General features: G+C 71.3%; 14 protein-coding genes. All 14 read left to right on the forward strand.

Annotated elements, in window-relative coordinates:
- The first annotated feature begins 37 nt into the window (after positions 1-37).
- Positions 38-2,098, forward strand: a complete 2,061-nt coding sequence (locus AC1DVZ_RS04205; RefSeq protein WP_477616949.1) for an acyltransferase family protein — start codon at positions 38-40, stop codon at positions 2,096-2,098.
- Positions 2,099-2,303: 205 nt separating this feature from the next.
- Positions 2,304-2,921, forward strand: coding sequence for a YceD family protein (locus AC1DVZ_RS04210; protein WP_477616926.1), 618 nt, complete (start codon positions 2,304-2,306; stop codon positions 2,919-2,921).
- Between the two features lies 1 nt (position 2,922).
- Entirely contained in the window at positions 2,923-3,117 is a 195-nt protein-coding gene (gene rpmF, locus AC1DVZ_RS04215; protein WP_056922518.1) for a 50S ribosomal protein L32, read from the forward strand.
- 53 nt (positions 3,118-3,170) lie between these two features.
- Positions 3,171-3,962 carry a ribonuclease III gene (gene rnc / locus AC1DVZ_RS04220; protein ID WP_477616950.1) on the forward strand — a complete coding sequence of 264 codons (792 nt, stop codon included), beginning with the start codon at positions 3,171-3,173 and terminating at the stop codon, positions 3,960-3,962.
- Positions 3,963-4,015: 53 nt separating this feature from the next.
- Positions 4,016-4,885: a bifunctional DNA-formamidopyrimidine glycosylase/DNA-(apurinic or apyrimidinic site) lyase gene (gene mutM, locus AC1DVZ_RS04225; RefSeq protein ID WP_477616927.1), complete on the forward strand. Its 870-nt coding sequence runs from the start codon at positions 4,016-4,018 to the stop codon at positions 4,883-4,885.
- Between the two features lie 125 nt (positions 4,886-5,010).
- Entirely contained in the window at positions 5,011-5,307 is a 297-nt protein-coding gene (locus AC1DVZ_RS04230) for an acylphosphatase (protein ID WP_477616928.1), read from the forward strand.
- Positions 5,308-5,464: 157 nt separating this feature from the next.
- On the forward strand, positions 5,465-5,656 hold the full coding sequence (locus AC1DVZ_RS04235) for a hypothetical protein (RefSeq protein WP_179420502.1): 192 nt from the start codon (positions 5,465-5,467) through the stop codon (positions 5,654-5,656).
- Positions 5,653-5,994: a chorismate mutase gene (locus AC1DVZ_RS04240; RefSeq protein ID WP_477616929.1), complete on the forward strand. Its 342-nt coding sequence runs from the start codon at positions 5,653-5,655 to the stop codon at positions 5,992-5,994. Before AC1DVZ_RS04235 ends, AC1DVZ_RS04240 begins: the two co-directional genes overlap by 4 nt.
- A 352-nt stretch (positions 5,995-6,346) precedes the next feature.
- Positions 6,347-9,919, forward strand: coding sequence for a chromosome segregation protein SMC (gene smc / locus AC1DVZ_RS04245; RefSeq protein ID WP_477616930.1), 3,573 nt, complete (start codon positions 6,347-6,349; stop codon positions 9,917-9,919).
- A gap of 139 nt (positions 9,920-10,058) precedes the next feature.
- Positions 10,059-10,328 carry a hypothetical protein gene (locus AC1DVZ_RS04250; protein ID WP_477616931.1) on the forward strand — a complete coding sequence of 90 codons (270 nt, stop codon included), beginning with the start codon at positions 10,059-10,061 and terminating at the stop codon, positions 10,326-10,328.
- 249 nt (positions 10,329-10,577) lie between these two features.
- Positions 10,578-13,274 carry a WD40/YVTN/BNR-like repeat-containing protein gene (locus tag AC1DVZ_RS04255; protein ID WP_477616932.1) on the forward strand — a complete coding sequence of 899 codons (2,697 nt, stop codon included), beginning with the start codon at positions 10,578-10,580 and terminating at the stop codon, positions 13,272-13,274.
- Positions 13,275-13,463: 189 nt separating this feature from the next.
- Positions 13,464-14,690 (forward strand): signal recognition particle-docking protein FtsY, encoded by a 1,227-nt coding sequence (ftsY, locus tag AC1DVZ_RS04260; RefSeq protein ID WP_477616933.1) that lies wholly within the window; start codon positions 13,464-13,466, stop codon positions 14,688-14,690.
- Positions 14,683-15,729 carry a hypothetical protein gene (locus AC1DVZ_RS04265; RefSeq protein WP_477616934.1) on the forward strand — a complete coding sequence of 349 codons (1,047 nt, stop codon included), beginning with the start codon at positions 14,683-14,685 and terminating at the stop codon, positions 15,727-15,729. The genes ftsY and AC1DVZ_RS04265 overlap by 8 nt, the downstream gene beginning before the upstream one ends.
- Positions 15,726-16,541 (forward strand): phosphotransferase, encoded by an 816-nt coding sequence (locus AC1DVZ_RS04270; RefSeq protein WP_477616935.1) that lies wholly within the window; start codon positions 15,726-15,728, stop codon positions 16,539-16,541. The genes AC1DVZ_RS04265 and AC1DVZ_RS04270 overlap by 4 nt, the downstream gene beginning before the upstream one ends.
- Positions 16,542-16,588 lie beyond the last annotated feature (47 nt).

The raw sequence follows: 16,588 nt of genomic DNA on the forward strand, positions 1-16,588 counted from the left end.
CCCACGGCCGGAACGCTTTCGGCCCGACATCGAGGGGCTGCGAGCCGTCGCCGTCCTGCTCGTGATGGCGTACCACGCCGGCGTCCCGCTGCCGAACGGCTTCCTCGGTGTCGACGTCTTCTTCGTCATCTCGGGCTTCCTCATCACGAGCCTCCTGGTCCGCGAGCTGGTCTCCACCGGCACGGTCGACTGGGCCCGCTTCGTGGGTCGCCGGATCCGCCGCCTGTTGCCCGCGGCCATCCTCGTCCTCGTCGTCACCGCTCTCGTCGCCGTGGCCGTGGTGCCCGGGCTGCGCCGCCGCGAGATCGGCACCGACGTCGCCGGTGCGGCTCTGTACGTCGTCAACTGGGTCTTCTCGCACCGGGCCGTCGACTACCTCGCCTCCGACAGCATCCCCTCGCCGGTGCAGCACTTCTGGTCGCTCGCGGTCGAGGAGCAGTTCTACGTCATCTGGCCGCTGGCCCTGATCGCGCTCGCCCTCGTCCTGCGCCGGCTGGGTCGCCGTCCCACGCTGGGCGCCGTGGGCGCCCTGCTGGCCGCCATCGCCGTGCCCTCCTTCGGGTATGCCGTGTGGCTGGGTGCCGTCGACCCGGCGCGGGCCTACTTCGTCACCACCACCCGGGCGTGGGAGCTTGGCGTCGGTGCGGCGCTCGCGGTCTGGTGTGCCGGCAGGGAGGTGCCGACGCGGCATACCGACGAGGGCTCGGCAGCCGGATCGTCGGGCCGCGCAGGGCTGGTCGCGGCCGGGGTTGGCTGGGTCGGGCTGGCAGCGGTCCTGGGCTCGGCCTGCTGGCTGCCGGCCGATGCGGTCACGCCCGGCGCGTGGACCCTGGTGCCCACGCTCGGCGCGGCCGCCGTCCTGTATGCCGGGTGGACCGGGACACCTTCGGGTCCGGTCGGCGTCCTGGGCGCCGCGCCGATGGTCTGGATCGGTGGGCTGTCCTACTCGCTCTACCTCTGGCACTGGCCGAGCCTGGTCCTCAGCGAGTGGGCGTTCGACGGACTCGGCGCGACGCAGCAGGCGCTGGTCGTCGCCCTCTCGGTCGTGCCGGCGTGGCTGAGCCACCGGTTCCTCGAGAGTCCGATCCACCACAGTCGGGCCCTGGCCGCCCGCACCCGCCCCGTCCTCGCGATGGGACTCGCGCTGTCCGCCGTGGGTGCCGTGGCCGCCCTCCCGCTCACGCAGGCCTCGTCGCCGTTCCGGACCACGCCGGTCACCGGTCCCCGCCCGGCCATCGAGACGCTCGGTGCGGCCACGCTCGCCTCGCCGCCGAGCACGAACCCGGCGACCTACGCCGTCGACGACTGGGAGTGGCTGACTCCTGATCCGCAGCTCGCCGGCAGGGACCGTCCCAAGGCCGACGTCGACCGGTGCCAGGTGGATCGGTTGGTCGAGGAGCCCGTGATCTGCGAGTTCGGGGTGTCAGGGGGAACGACCACGGTGGCCCTGGTCGGAGACTCCAAGGCGATGCAGTGGTTGCCGGCCCTCGAGCGGCTGGCTCCGACCCGCGGCTGGCGGATCGTGACCTACGGCAAGTCGGCCTGCGCCTTCGCGGCCGGCAGTGCCCAGAACGAGGGCAAGCCCTACCCGGCGTGCGACGAGTGGAACCGCCGCGTCCTGGATCGGCTCCGGGCCGACCCTCCTGACCTGCTGCTCACGTCCGGGTACGACTCGACGGCCTGGGACGGCGGCCACGCCACGACTGCTGCGCTCGTGACGGGACTGGCGGACCGCTGGACCGGGCTGCGCGCCGCAGGCATCCCCGTCATCGCGCTGGGGGACAGCCCGCTGTCGCCCGACGACCTCGACGTCTGCACGGCCCGCCACCCGCACGAGCTGAGCCGCTGCGCCTTCGGCCGGGACGCAGCCGTCGCAGGCAGCGGGCTGCCCGCCCAGCGCGAGGCCAGCACCGCTTCCGGCACCCCGCTGGTCGACCTCACGGAGTGGATCTGCCCGGTGGAACGCTGTCCCGTCGCCATCGGCAACGTCGCCATCCACCGGGCCGGCGACCACCTCACCGCCACCTACGTCCGCACGCTGGCACCCGTCCTGGGGGCCGCGCTGGACCGTGCCGTCCCGTCCGATGTGCCACGCTGAAACCCTGCCCGAGTCCTGCCAACCCCGACCGCCCTGTTGGAAGCGAAACTTCCGGGATTCCGGCAGTTTCGCTTCCAACAGGGCGGTCAGGTGAGCGGCGGCAAACCCGTGCATTTGGGGGACTGGGCCGTGCTCCGGTAATCTCGTGCGTCGGTCTTGTCCTCGCCCGAGGCGAAGCCCGAGTCACTCGACGTCTGCTGGAGCCATGGAACACCTGAATCCCCGATCGCCGCTGGTCTTCGACACCACGGACCTCGGTCGGCGACCCGGTTCGATGGAACGCCTGCAGCGCACGATCGAGGCACCTGCCGACTTCGGCACGGACGTCATCGCGGTCCCCCAGGGGTCAACGATCGAGCTGGAACTCCGGCTCGAGTCCGTCGTCGAGGGCGTGCTGGTCACCGGCTCGGTCCGCGCCACGGCGACCGGCGCCTGCGTGCGGTGCCTGGACCCTGTCAGCCGCGAGGTCGACGGGAACTTCCAGGAGCTGTTCGCCTACGCCGATCGCGCAGCCCACCACCGTGAGGTGGGAGCGGACGACGACGAGACCGAGGAGCACACCCTCGTGGGAGACCTGTTCGACCTCGAACCCGTGCTCCTGGACACGGTGGTGCCTGCACTGCCGTTCAAGCCCGTGTGCCGGGACGACTGTCCGGGACTGTGCTCCGAGTGTGGAGCGCGCCTGGCGGACGACCCGGAGCACCACCACGATGTGCTCGACCCCCGGTGGGCCGCGCTGAGCGCGCTGTCCCCCGAGAACACCGACCTCCTGGGCAGCGCCCAGGGCACCACCCACAGCAACACCGAAGAGAAGAGGAACTGACGTGGCTGTCCCGAAGCGGAAGACGTCGCGCTCCAACACCCGTTCGCGTCGTGCGAACTGGAAGGCGACGGCGACCACGCTCACCACGTGCCCGCAGTGCAAGGCTGCCATGCAGCCCCACATCGCCTGCCCGTCCTGTGGCACCTACAAGGGTCGCCACTACACGCCGGCCGAGCGCACCGAGCACCAGGGCTGAGTCGGTCTGAACCGCGCGTGAGTCCCACTCCGTCCCTCCAGGGGGACAGCGCGATGCAGCGGCCCGTCGACGGCTTCGTCCAGCACCTCACCGAGGTGGTGGGCAGCCCGGTCGACGAGTCGCTGCTTCAGCGTGCCCTCACGCACCGCTCGTACGCGTACGAGAACGGTGGCCTGCCCAACAACGAGCGCCTCGAGTTCCTCGGCGACTCGGTCCTCGGGCTCGTGGTCACCGACACGTTGTATGCCACGCACCCCGACCTGCCCGAGGGGCAGCTCGCCAAGCTGCGCGCCGCCGTCGTCAACATGCGGGCGCTGGCCGACGTGGCCCGCACCCTCGGCCTGGGTGACCACGTGATGCTCGGTCGCGGCGAGGAGAGCACCGGTGGCCGCGACAAGGCCTCGATCCTCGCCGACACGATGGAGGCCGTCATCGGGACGGTCTACCTGTCCTGCGGCATGGTCGCCGCGGCGAACCTCGTGCACCACCTGCTCGACCCCCTCATGGCGGCGAGTGCCACCCTCGGCGCCGGCCTGGACTGGAAGACCAGCCTCCAGGAGCTGTCGGCGTCCACCGCCCAGGGTGTCCCGGAGTACCGCGTCGAGGAAGAGGGCCCCGACCACGAGAAGACCTTCCACGCCCAGGCGGTCGTGGGCGACGAGGTGCTGGGCAACGGCACCGGTCGGTCGAAGAAGGAAGCCGAGCAGCGCGCTGCCGAGCTGGCCTGGCGTGCGCTGAGCTCGCGTGCCGCCGCAAGCGTCGCCGCCGCTTCGTCGGGCATCGTCCGGTCCGAGGACGCCGTGCTCCTGGCCGACGAGGACGCCGTGGCGGGCTCGCCCTCCTAGGCGAGCACGCGGCATACCCCGATGCCTGAGCTGCCCGATGCCTGAGCTGCCCGATGCCTGAGCTGCCCGAGGTCGAGGTGGTCCGCCGCGGCCTGGCCGACCACGTCGCGGGGCGCACCATCGAGCGCGCGGAGTTCCGCGGCCTGCGGGTGGCGCGACGCCACCTCCCAGGACCTGTCGACCTCGCCGCGCGGCTCGAAGGAAACCACGTCGAGGAGGTCCGCCGCCGGGGCAAGTACCTCTGGCTGGTGCTCCGCGCCTCCGACGGCCACCAGCAGGGGCTGATCGCGCACCTGGGGATGAGCGGCCAGCTGCTCGTGGAGCCCGGTGCGGCGCCCGAGGAGAAGCACCTGCACGCGCGTTTCACCTTCACCGACGGTGACCCCGAGCTGCGGTTCGTCGACCAGCGGACCTTCGGCGGGATGGCGCTCGCGGAGCTGACGGAGACACTGGTGCCGGAGACGATCGCGCACATCGCGGCCGACCCGCTCGAGGCGGCCTACGACCAGGCGGCGGTCATCCGCCGGATGAAGGCCCGCGACTCCGCGGTCAAGCGCGCGCTGCTCGACCAGTCCCTCGTCTCGGGGGTGGGCAACATCTACGCCGACGAGGCGCTGTGGCGCGCTCAGGTGCACGGCGAACGGCTCTGCTCCTCGCTGACCAAACCGGCCCTGGGGCGCATCCTGGACCATGCGCGCGAGGTGATGCTGGCGGCGCTCGGGGAGGGCGGGACGAGCTTCGACGCGTTGTACGTGAACGTCAACGGGGCGTCGGGCTACTTCGACCGGTCGCTGCACGCCTACGGCCAGGAGGGGCGGCCGTGTGACCGGTGCGGCACGCCGATCCGGCGGGAGGCCTTCATGAACCGGTCGTCGTTCTCCTGCCCCCGTTGCCAGCCCCGACCCCGGACGCGGCACGGCTGACGCTCGGCCGTTGCACGGCTGACGACTCGGCCGTTGCACGGCTGACGACTCGGCCGGGGCACGGTTGCGGCACGGCTGACAGGACGGGTCGTGCCGTTGTACAACTGAACCAAGAGGTGGTGCAGATGGATCACAACGGTCCCGCACGGGCGGTCATCTGGGTGCACGGTCGGGTGCAGGGCGTCGGTTTCCGCTGGTGGACCCGCGCCCGGGCGCTGGAGCTCGGCCTGGTCGGCCATGCCCGCAACGCCGGCGACGGTCGGGTCGAGGTGGTGGCCCAGGGCGACGAGGAACGGATCCGCGAGCTCGTGGCGCTCATCGAGGAGCGCCCCTCGCAGCACCTGCGGCCGGGCGAGGTGCACACCTGCGTGACGACCTGGGGCTCGCCGCGCGAGGGGCTCGCGGGCTTCATCGAGAAGTGAGCTCCGCTGGCTGGCCTGCCGCAGGCGACACCACGAGAACGGACGTGAGCCCACCGAAGCGGCATTGACCCTGCGGATTCCGGATGCCACTCTGAGAGATGCCCGGTTCGGGCACCCGCAGCACGCGACCCCCGACGTCTGCGGAGAAGGAGTCGACATGGCCAAGGCCCTGGTGGGCTATCGCGTGGCGTCCGACCCGCGACTGATGCTCGAGACCGTCGAACTGCGCCGCCGCGTGCGTGACCTCGAGTTCCTCGTCGAACGGCTGCAACGTGACAACGACCAGCTTCGTGAGGATCTGAGACAGCCCGACGTCGTGGCGGCGGGCATGCCTACGATTGCCGGGTGAGTTCGCCCGCACAGACACCCGGTTCCGCACCAGGACCTGGGTCCCGTACGTCCCGTTCGACGCCCGATGATCTCGTGCGCCTTCGCGCCAGCATCGACAACATCGACGCCGCACTGATCCACCTGCTCGCCGAGCGGTTCAAGTGCACCCAGCAGGTGGGCGAGCTCAAGGCCCGCGAGGGTATGCCGCCCGCTGACCCCGCGCGCGAAGAGGCCCAGATCGCGCGGTTGCGCGACCTCGCCGACCAGGCCGGGCTCGACCCGACGTTCGCCGAGAAGTTCCTCAACTTCGTGATCGCCGAGGTCATCCACCACCACGAGGCCATCGCCGGCTCCTGACATTCCCCACTTCTGGCCACTGGTGTCGCAAGTGGCGGGGGGTTCGGGGGTCTGGTGCGGCATGGGTGGCCTGAAGTCCCGCAGCTCCCCACTTCTGGCCACTGGTGTCGCAGGAGGCGGGGGGTTCGGGGGTCTGGTGCGGCATGGGTGGCCAGAAGTCGTGGGAAGGGGGCCGGCCGGGTCGCGACGCCGGGCGCGGACGGTGGGCCGACGGCATACCTCTGGCGTCACTCCAGTCTCACGGTGCACAGGCAACGCAGGACGGCGGAAGGTGCCGGGAGCGCGTCCCTCCCGCGGGTAAGGTGGCCCCGATCCAGACCGCGCCAGCCACGAACCAGGAGCCGACCCGCTCGTGTACGTCAAGAGCCTGACCCTGAAGGGCTTCAAGTCCTTCGCCTCGGCGACCACGATGCGCCTCGAACCCGGCATCACCTGCATCGTGGGCCCCAACGGCTCCGGCAAGTCGAACGTCGTGGACGCGCTCGCCTGGGTGATGGGGGAGCAGGGCGCCAAGAGCCTGCGCGGCGGCAAGATGGAGGACGTCATCTTCGCCGGCACCGCCGGCCGCGCGCCGCTGGGCCGGGCCGAGGTGGCGCTGACGATCGACAACACCGACGGCGCGCTCCCGATCGACTACACCGAGGTCACGATCGCGCGGACGATGTTCCGCAACGGCGGGTCGGAGTACGCCATCAACGGCACGTCCTGCCGACTGCTCGACGTGCAGGAGCTGCTGTCCGACTCCGGCATCGGCCGCGAGATGCACGTCATCGTCGGCCAGGGCCAGCTCGACGCCGTGCTGCGTGCGACCCCCGAGGAGCGACGCGGCTTCATCGAGGAGGCCGCAGGGGTCCTCAAGCACCGCAAGCGCAAGGAGAAGGCGCTCCGCAAGCTCGAGTCGATGGAGGCCAACCTCACCCGGGTCAACGACCTGACCGGCGAGATCCGCCGCCAGCTCGGCCCGCTGGGCCGTCAGGCCGAAGCCGCCCGCAGGGCTGCCGTCATCCAGGCAGACGCCCGCGACGCCCGCCTGCGGCTGCTCGCCGACRACCTGGTCCAGCTCACCTCGACGCTGGAACAGGAGGTGGCGGACGAGACCGCCCTCATCGCCAAGCGCACCGAGGTGGAGGAGGGCCTGGCAACCCTGCGAAGCCGCCTGGCCACGCTCGAGCAGCAGGCCCAGGATGCGGCGCCTGAGCTCGCCAGGTCCCAGGAGCGCTGGTTCAGCCTCCAGCAGCTGCGCGACAAGCTCACGTCCACCGAGTCGCTCGCCGCCGAGCGCGTCCGCCTGCTGTCGCAGGACACCCAGGACGAGCAGACCTCGGGTCGCGACCCGGAGGAGCTGCGCGCCCAGGCCGTCGAGGCACGCAAGCAGGAGGAAGCCCTCCTCGCCGAGGTGCGCGAGGCCAGGACCGAGCTCGAGGGCGCCGTCGCCGCGCGCGAGGCCGCCGAGCAGGCGTATGCCGCGGAGCAGCAGCGCCTCCAGCGCCTCGCCCGCGCGGCCGCTGACCGCCGCGAGGGGCTGGCCAAGCTGGCCGGGCAGGTGGGTGCCCGCAGGAGTCGTCTCGAAGCCGGTGAGGCGGAGATCGGTCGCCTGCGTGGCGTGATCGAGCAGTCCCTGCAACGAGCCGCTGCCGCGGAGCAGGAGTTCAACACGCTCGAGGCCTCCGTCGCTGTCGACGAGGAGGGTGAGGAGGGGCTGGACTCGGCCTACGAGAAGGCCGCCGCCGTCCTCGAGCAGGTGGAGGCCGAGGTCGAGCAGCACCGCGAGGCCGAGCGCCTCGCCGAACGCGACCGCACGAGCGGCACCGCCCGACTGGAGGCCCTCGAGCTCAGCCTTTCGCGCAAGGACGGGGCAGCCACGCTGCTCGCCGCCGCCGACTCCCGGCACGGCATCGTCGGATCGGTCGCGTCGCTCCTCCAGGTCAAGGGCGGTCACGAGGCGGCCATCGCCGCGGCCCTCGGTTGGGCCGGCGACGCCCTCGCGGTCGAGTCGGTCGAGCACGCCGCCCGCGCGCTCACCACGTTGCGTGCCGACGACGCCGGTCGGGCCGCATTCCTCGTCGGCCACACCGCAAGCTCCAGCGACCCGTCCACCTGGCCGGTGCTCGAGGGTTCGGCTGTCTGGGCCAGAGAAGTCGTCGAGGCCCCGGCCCCCGTCCGCCCGGCCGTCGAGCAGCTCCTCGAGCGGGTCGCCCTCGTCTCCGACCCCGCCCTGGCGGCTGCGCTGGTCGCCCGGGGTGAGGGCATCACGGCGGTGACCACCGAGGGCGACGTGTTCGCCCCGGGGTTCGTCCGCGGCGGCAGCAGCCACGCACCCAGCCTCATCGAGATCCAGTCGGCCGTCGACGAGACGCGCGACCGCGTCGCCGATGCCACGAGGCGTGGGGAGCAGGCGCGGTTCGCGCTGACCTCCGCGCAGGAGCGGCACCGCGTCGCCACCGACGACGTCGAGGCCGCCCTCGAGCGGCTCCACGACTCCGACGCCAAGATGGCCGCCGTGGCCGAGCGGCTCGGCCACCTCGGCGGCACGGTGCGGTCGGCCAGGGCCGAGGCAGAGCGCACCGAACGCTCCATCACCGATGCGACCGCCGGTCTCGAGAGCGACCGCCGCGAGCTCGCCGAGCTGACCGAACGCCTCGACGAGGCCAGCGCCGAGCCGACCGAGTCGCAGGACCCCAGCACCGACGAGCGTGATCGGCTCGAGCTCGAAGCCAGCCGTGGACGCACGGCCGAGACCGAGCTGCGGTTGACCCTGCGCACCAAGGAGGAGCGGGCCCGGGCACTCAAGGGCCGCGCCGACTCCCTCGAGGGGGCCGCGCGCAACGAGCTGGCGGCCCGCCAGCGACTGGCCGCCCGCCAGGAACGCCGCAAGCGCGAGGCCACGGTGGCCGAGGCCGTCCGACGCGGCGCGTCCTACGCGAGCACGCTCATCGCCGGCGCCCTCGACACCGCAGCCCGCCAGCGCGCCGTCGCCGAGCAGGAGCGCACCGAGCGCGACCAGGCGCTCACCGTCGTGCGGCGCGAGGTCTCCGTCCTTCAGGACGACCTGCGCGAGCTCACCGACACGGTGCACCGCGACGAGGTGGCCCGCACCCAGCAGCGGCTGCGGATCGAGGCCATGCAGGCCAAGGCGGTCGAGGAGCTCGGCATCTCCCCGGAGGCGCTGATGGAGGACTTCGGTCCGCACCAGCTCGTGCCGTTCGTCGTGGGGCCGGACGACAACCCCGACGAGATCCCCGATCCCGGGCCGTATGTCCGCGAGACCCAGGAGAAGCGGCTGCGCAAGGCCGAGCGCGCGCTGAACGCGCTGGGCCGCGTCAACCCGCTGGCGCTCGAGGAGTTCGCGGCGCTGGAGGAGCGGCACAAGTTCCTCACCGAACAGCTCGAGGACCTCAAGAAGTCCAAGCGCGACCTGCTCGACATCGTCCGCGAGGTCGACGAGCGGGTGGAGCGCGTGTTCACCGAGGCCTTCCACGACACCGCCGCGCAGTTCGAGGGTGTCTTCAGCCGACTGTTCCCCGGCGGCGAGGGCAAGCTGACCCTCACCGACCCGGCCAACATGCTGACGACCGGCATCGAGGTCGAGGCGCGCCCGCCCGGCAAGAAGATCAAGCGGCTCTCGCTGCTCTCCGGCGGTGAGCGGTCGCTGGTCGCGGTCGCGCTGCTGGTGTCGATCTTCAAGGCGCGGCCCAGCCCCTTCTACATCATGGACGAGGTGGAGGCGGCGCTCGACGACGCCAACCTCGGCCGGCTCATCACGCTCTTCGAGGAGCTGCGCGACTCCAGCCAGCTCATCGTCATCACGCACCAGAAGCGCACCATGGAGGTCGCCGACGCGCTCTACGGTGTGTCGATGCGTGGTGACGGTGTGACCACTGTGGTTTCGCAACGGATCCGCGACGTGGCGGCGCAGAGCGCCTAGAGCGACCTTGCCCTGATCGCTCGCGCGCCACGAACGTGCAGGTCATCGGGTATGCCGACGTGCCCGACCTCACAGGGCCAGGCGCCCGGGCGCGGCGGGTCGATTTGAGCATTCCCGTCGCGCGGGGCACCCTTGAGGCATGGTCGCCCTCATCATCGGAATGCTCATCTGCGTCGGACTGGCGGTTGCCGTCGTCGCCGTGGTCGCCATTCCGGCGCGCCGAGAGGGCCGCGAGCTCCTGACGCCGCAGGGCGAGGAGCTCATCGCCGTCGTCAAGGAGAAGACCGAGTCGACGCTGGAGAAGACCGGCGATGCGATCACGTCCGCCAAGGACAAGGTCAGCGACACCGTGACCAGCGGCACCTCCGGCGAGAGCGTCGACGACATCGGCCGCCACCGCGCTGTCTGAGGCCTGAGCGCCGCTCGCTCGGGCGGTGTCACCGGCTGCCCGTGCGACGCACCGGGGCCGGGCGCGCGGCATACCCCTCGATCGTGAGGCGCGACGGTGGGCCGACAGACGGGGCACGCCACGTTTGCGCAGGTCAGCGGGTAGACCACCGGGCTCACGCATGACATCTGTCATGGGTGGTGGCTGGGTGGTGGCTGGATGCTGGGGCGGACCCGATCGGGTCCTACCCCTCCAGGAGGAGATGCGCGGATGGCATCGTTCACACCCCGAGCCCGCAGGCTGATCGCCGGCGGTGCAGGACTGGCACTGGTTGTCGGCGGAGCCGCCGGCTTCCTCGGCCGACACGAGCTCAACGAAGCATGGCTGAAGTACCAGTGGCGCGACCGGCACTACAACGCCGCCGTGATGGAGAAGGCGCTCATGATCGCCGGCGGCAACCCCGCCGAGGCGCAGAACGAGTCCAAGGAAGCGGTCACGATCGCCGAGCAGTTCGACCAGGCCCGCACCGCTCCCTCCGGGATCGTGGCGCCCGGAGCCTATGGCTCGGCCTTCGCCCAGATGCAGGCCATGCAGCACAGCCCCGGCACCTGGAACGAGGTCACCAAGGTGCCCTACAACGCGGACGACACGCGCTACCGCGACTGGTACTCCAACTCCTCCGGCGGAGCGGGCCACGTCACCGGGCGCATCACCGGACTCGCGGCTGACGCCGCCAACCACGTGTATGCCGCGGGCGCCGATGGCGGGGTGTGGCGATCGTCCCAGGGTGGTGGCAGCTGGACCCCCATCGCCGACTCGCTGCCCTCGCTCAGCTCCGGCGACCTGCAGCTCGCGGGTGACGGCTCCCTGTGGTTCGCGACGGGAGAGTCCAACACCGGTGCCACGTCCTACGTCGGCGCGGGCGTCTACCGCCTGGCCAACCCGACGTCCGGGGCCTTCGCACCGACCGACCGGGTCGGTGGCAAGGAGCTCGAGTCGACCACTATCGGCCGGGTCCGCTGGGGCGGCGGCTCGACCGTCTTCGCCGCGACCAACCGGGGTATCTGGTACCACGCAGCCGGGAGCAGGGCAGGCGCCTGGACCTTCGGGTTCGCACCCAACATGAGCTGGATGCCCGAGATCAAGGACGACGCGGGGAACGTGCTCGTTCCGGCGGGCAGCGACTGGGGAGGCGACACCGCCTCGGGTCCCACCAACGCGGCATACAAGAACATCGTCAACGACATCGCGGTGGATCCCAAGAACCCCAAGCACGTGATCGCCGCCATCGGCTGGCGCTCGGGTGACACCTACAACGGGTTCTACGAGACCAACGACTTCACGACCGGCCCGTCGGGCTGGCACAAGCTGTCGGTGACGCTCGGCAGCATCACGAACACGAGCGACGTGGGCTACACGACGTTCGCGTTCAGCAAGACCGGTGACCGGCTCTACGCGATGGTCCAACAGCCGAGCAAGATCAACGCAACCTCTTCTCTCGCAGGCATTTTCGTCTCCAAGAGCGGTTCGCCCAACGGCCCGTGGAACAAGATCGGCGACCAGGCCCAGCTGCACAACAGCGGCTCAGCGCTGGATCGCAAGGGCTACGGCGTCGGTGTGCAGGCCTGGTACAACCAGTTCCTCACCGTCGACCCCGCCAACCGCGACCACGTGTGGGCGGGTCTGGAAGAGGTCTTCGAGACCAAGGACGCCGGTTCGCACTGGTCGGCCGTGTCGCCGTACTGGAACTTCTACTTCCCGTGCTGGAACATCGCCGACGCCAAGAACACCTGCCCGCTGGCGGGTCACCCCGACCAGCACTCGGTGACGGTGGGGACCGCAGGCGGCGCACCGGTCGTCTTCTTCGGCAACGACGGCGGCGTCTACCGGCGTCCGGTCAACGGTGCGGTCAACGCGAACGGCAATGCCACCGACCTGGTGTCGACGACGACCGACGGCACGATGGACGCCCTGCAGTACTACTCGGTCTCCGTGGGTCGTGACACGAAGAACGGCAGTGGTGTCGTGGTCTCCGGTGGCCTACAGGACAACGGTGTGTCCAACCTGTTCAAGGTCGCCCCGAACGGCACCAACGGAGACACCGAGATGGGCTCCAACTTCGGTGGTGACGGCGGTGACGGTGCCGCGGACCCGGCGAACGGATGCAACCAGCTGCAGGAGTACGTCAACCTCGCGGTGAAGATCACCAACAGCTGCGCGCTCAACCCCGGGGCGCTCAGCGAGGCCGACGCCAGCTCGTGGTCCCTCGACCCGGGTGACCCGTCGCCTCGGTTCATCGCCCCGATCGCGCTCGACGGCGCAGCGTCCGACCACTTCATCTTCGGTGGCCGCTACGTCTACGTCGGCACCAAGGGCTGGACGGCCACGCGCAGCGCAGCCGACCTGACCAAGGCGTTCGACCTCGGAGCCGGGCACTCGGCGACGGCGGTGGCGATGCAGGGCGGCACGGCCTACGTGTCGTGGTGTGGCCCGTGCAACAACGCCGGGTTCGCGCGGGGCATCGCGACCAACGCGGGAGGGACGTGGCACCAGCTCTCGCTGGCCACCAGCTTCCCGCTGCGGTTCGTCCAGGGCCTGGCCATCGACGCCGGCAACGGCAACCACGCGTATGCCGCCATCAACGGCTTCTCGCGCCGGTTCACCGAAGGCCCCGGTGCAGGAGTGGGGCACGTCTACGAGACGACCGATGGCGGTGCCACCTGGACCGACGTGAGCGCCAACCTGCCGGACGTCCCGTCGAGCACGGTCAAGCGGCTGTCCACCGGCGCGCTCGTGGTGGGCACTGACCTCGGCGCCTTCTACCGGGCACCGGGGGCCACCTCGTGGCAGGTGCTGGGTTCCGGGCTGCCGAGCACCGTGGTGATGGACGTGGAGGCCGGTCCGGACGGCAACGTCTACGCCGCCACGCATGGGCGCGGTATCTGGAGCATCGCCGTTCCCCAGTAGTGGAGCAGTTCTGAAGGATCACGAGATTCTGCGGGATCAGAGGTAGTCCCGCAGGATCCGGTGCCCCGCCGACCACGGTCGGCGGGGCACCGGCCTGTCTGGGCGCCGGCGCCGGTCGGAGGCCTGGCGTGTTCCAGCCCCGGTGCCGCAGGTGGGACACGGTCCGCGCGGCGCTCCATGGATGAGAGGATGGCGCGCGTGATCGATCAGCTGTGGGAATGGATTGCCGTCGCCGTCGGGCTCCTCGTGGTCCTGGGTGCGGTGTTGTTGGGACTCCTTCGCGGCCGCGGGGGCCGGGGGAAGTCGGCGCCGGCGCCGACCCGCGGCACCACGGGCTCCGCCGACGTGCTGCCCGGTGTCGGTGACGACGCCGAACCCCCACGGGACGCCCCGAAGCGCTCCATCGAGGACGCCGGCTCGGTCGACACCCTGCCGGCGCCGTCGGCGGAGTCCCTGCCCTCACCCGAGATCACGCCGACGCTCGACCGCCCTGACGCCCCGGCCGGACGGCTCCAGCGGCTCCGCGCCCGGCTGGCCCGCTCCAACACCGCCCTCGGACACGGATTGCTCGCGCTGCTGTCGCGCGGCAAGCTCGACGAGGCCGCCTGGGAGGAGGTCGAGGACACCCTCATCGCCTCCGACCTCGGCGTCGAGGCCAGCACCGAGCTCGTCAAGACGCTGCGCGCACGGGTCAAGATCGAGGGCACGACCGACGAGGCCACCGTGCGCGGCTGGCTCCGCGAGGACCTGCTGCGGCTGGTCGACCCGACCCTGGACCGCACGGTCGTCAGCTCGCGGGTGGACGGCCGCCCCGCCGTGGTGCTCGTCGTCGGCGTCAACGGCACGGGCAAGACCACCACGGTCGGCAAGCTGGCCCGCGTGCTGGTCGCCGAGGACAAGGACGTCGTGCTCGGCGCCGCGGACACCTTCCGCGCCGCTGCGGCCGACCAGCTGGAGACCTGGGGAGCCCGCGTCGGGGTACCGACCGTCCGCTCCGATCGTGACGGCGCCGACCCCGCGGCCGTGGCCTTCGACGCCGTCAGGGCCGGGGCCGAGATGGAGGCCGACGTGGTGCTCATCGACACGGCCGGACGGCTCCACAACAAGGTCGGCCTGATGGACGAGCTGGGCAAGGTCAAGCGGGTCATCGAGAAGCAGAGCCCGATCGACGAGGTGCTGCTCGTCCTCGACGCCACCACCGGCCAGAACGGCCTGCGCCAGGCCGAGGTGTTCGCCCAGGTCGTCAATGTGACCGGCATCGTGCTCACCAAGCTCGACGGCACCGCCAAGGGCGGCATCGTGGTCTCGGTGCAGCGCAAGCTCGGCGTCCCGGTCAAGCTGGTCGGGCTGGGGGAGGGCCCGGACGACCTCGCGCCGTTCGACCCCGAGGCCTTCGTCGACGCCCTTCTTGCCTAGGCGGTTCGCCCTCGCCGCCGCGCTGCTCGCCGCAGTGGTGGTCGGTATGCCGTGCGCGGCCTTGGCCGCGCCGGCGGCTGACCAGCCCGTGGACCTGCGGATCGACGACGACCGGATCACCGAGTCGTCGGGGTTGGCGCTCAGCCGGGCCCACCCGCACACGGTCTGGACGGTCAACGACTCGGGTGACAGCGCTCGGGCGTTCGCCGTGGACACCGAGAGCGGCATGACGGTCGGGGTGCACACCTTCGACGCGCCGGTGAGCGACGTCGAAGCCCTCGCGATCACTCCCCAGGGGCGGATGCTCGTGGCGGACATCGGCGACAACGACAGCGCCCGACCCATGGTGAGGCTGTTCTGGTTCGACGAGCCGGAGCTGGGCAACACCTCGGGGACGTGGGCGTCGTGGGAGCTCACCTATCCCGACGGACCGCACAACGCGGAGGCGATCGCGGTCGACCCCAGGTCGGGCCGGGTCCTCGTCGTGACCAAGGAGCGGCCGGGTGGGATCTACGCGCTCCCCGCGGCGCCCAGCCGCCAAGGCGTGAACCGGCTGACCAAGGTCGCGACCGCGCCCGACATCGTGACGGACGCGGTTTTCCTGGACGACGGGTCCGGGTTGGCGGTCCGGACCTACACCTCACTGGCGGTGCTCGACCCCGAGACCTGGCACACGAAGTCCTACCAGGTGCTCCCGCTGCAGCCGCAGGGCGAGACGCTGGCCGTGGCGCCCGGAGGGAAGGACCTCCTCGCAGGCAGTGAGGGCCTGCACTCGCTGATCCAGCGCGTGACCATCTTCGGGCAGGGGGCCTCGTCCATCCCGTCCACGGCACCCGGCCAGTCGGGGTCGTCCGGCCAGCCCAGCGGATCGGCGTCGAGCCTCGCCACTGCCACCGGGAACTCGCCCTCGACCGGTGACGACGACACGGGCGTTCTCGAAGCCAACCGTGGCGAGCTGATCTCGGGCCTTGGCGCCTGCGCCGGGCTCGTGGCCCTGGCGTACGTCGTCGCGCGCCTGGCCCGCCGGAGGCGCCGGTGAACGGGGACGTGCGCGAAGAGCCGTTGAGTGGCGGGAACACCGGACTCGTCGTCCGGGTGGGCGACACCGTCCGGCGCCAAGCCGGTCACTGGACCCCAGCGGTCCAGGGCCTGCTCGACCACCTCGAGTCGGTCGGCTTCGACGCGGCACCCCGCGCACTGGGCACCGATGCGCTGGGACGCGAGGTCGCGTCATACCTCGACGGTGTCCCTGGGACGCTGGGACCGGAGCCGCTCAGGCCCGAGTTCCGGACGGTGGACGCGTGCCGCGCGATCGGGGCCTGGCTGCGGGCCTTCCACGAAGCGCAGGCGGGTTTCGAACCCGACCCCGCGCTGCCCTGGCGGGTCGTGCTGGGTCGGCCGCTGCGGGCAGGCGAGGTGGTCGTCCACCACGACGTCGGCACCTACAACACCGTGCTGCGCCCCGACGGGTCCTTCGCGGTCATCGACTTCGACTTCGCGTCCCCGGGGCGGCCCGTCGAGGACCTCGCCTACGTCCTGTGGTCGTGGACGCCGCTGTGGCACGACGAGTCCGCCGTCCGCAGGGAGATGGGTGGGGTCACCCTGGCTGATCGGCTGCACAAGTTCGCCGCCGTCCTGGACGGGTATGCCGCGGATGCCGACCTGCGCGCCGAGGTCCCCGAGGCGGTGGTGCGCCGGATGGTCGAGCAGTCACGCACGGTGGAAGAACTTGCAGCGCAAGGAGATCCGGCGTTCATGCGCATGGTGTCCGAAGGTCATGCCGCGCGCCCGCTGCGCGACGCAGCGTGGTTCGAGTCCAGGCGCGAGCTGTTCACGGCGGCCATCGCCTGACCACGTCCACCGCTTCGGCACACGCACCGGCAGCCCGGTCATGGCTT

Source organism: Pedococcus sp. P2_E5 (assembly GCF_056403895.1).

What these genes read in the sequence shown, in the direction of transcription:
- ftsY (WP_477616933.1), top strand. Translation starts at nt 13,464, where the DNA reads ATGGCGCGCGTGATCGATCAGCTGTGGGAATGGATTGCCGTCGCCGTC.
- AC1DVZ_RS04210 (WP_477616926.1), top strand. Translation starts at nt 2,304, where the DNA reads ATGGAACACCTGAATCCCCGATCGCCGCTGGTCTTCGACACCACGGAC.
- rnc (WP_477616950.1), top strand. Translation starts at nt 3,171, where the DNA reads ATGCAGCGGCCCGTCGACGGCTTCGTCCAGCACCTCACCGAGGTGGTG.
- AC1DVZ_RS04230 (WP_477616928.1), top strand. Translation starts at nt 5,011, where the DNA reads ATGGATCACAACGGTCCCGCACGGGCGGTCATCTGGGTGCACGGTCGG.
- AC1DVZ_RS04235 (WP_179420502.1), top strand. Translation starts at nt 5,465, where the DNA reads ATGGCCAAGGCCCTGGTGGGCTATCGCGTGGCGTCCGACCCGCGACTG.
- AC1DVZ_RS04250 (WP_477616931.1), top strand. Translation starts at nt 10,059, where the DNA reads ATGGTCGCCCTCATCATCGGAATGCTCATCTGCGTCGGACTGGCGGTT.
- mutM (WP_477616927.1), top strand. Translation starts at nt 4,016, where the DNA reads ATGCCTGAGCTGCCCGAGGTCGAGGTGGTCCGCCGCGGCCTGGCCGAC.
- AC1DVZ_RS04255 (WP_477616932.1), top strand. Translation starts at nt 10,578, where the DNA reads ATGGCATCGTTCACACCCCGAGCCCGCAGGCTGATCGCCGGCGGTGCA.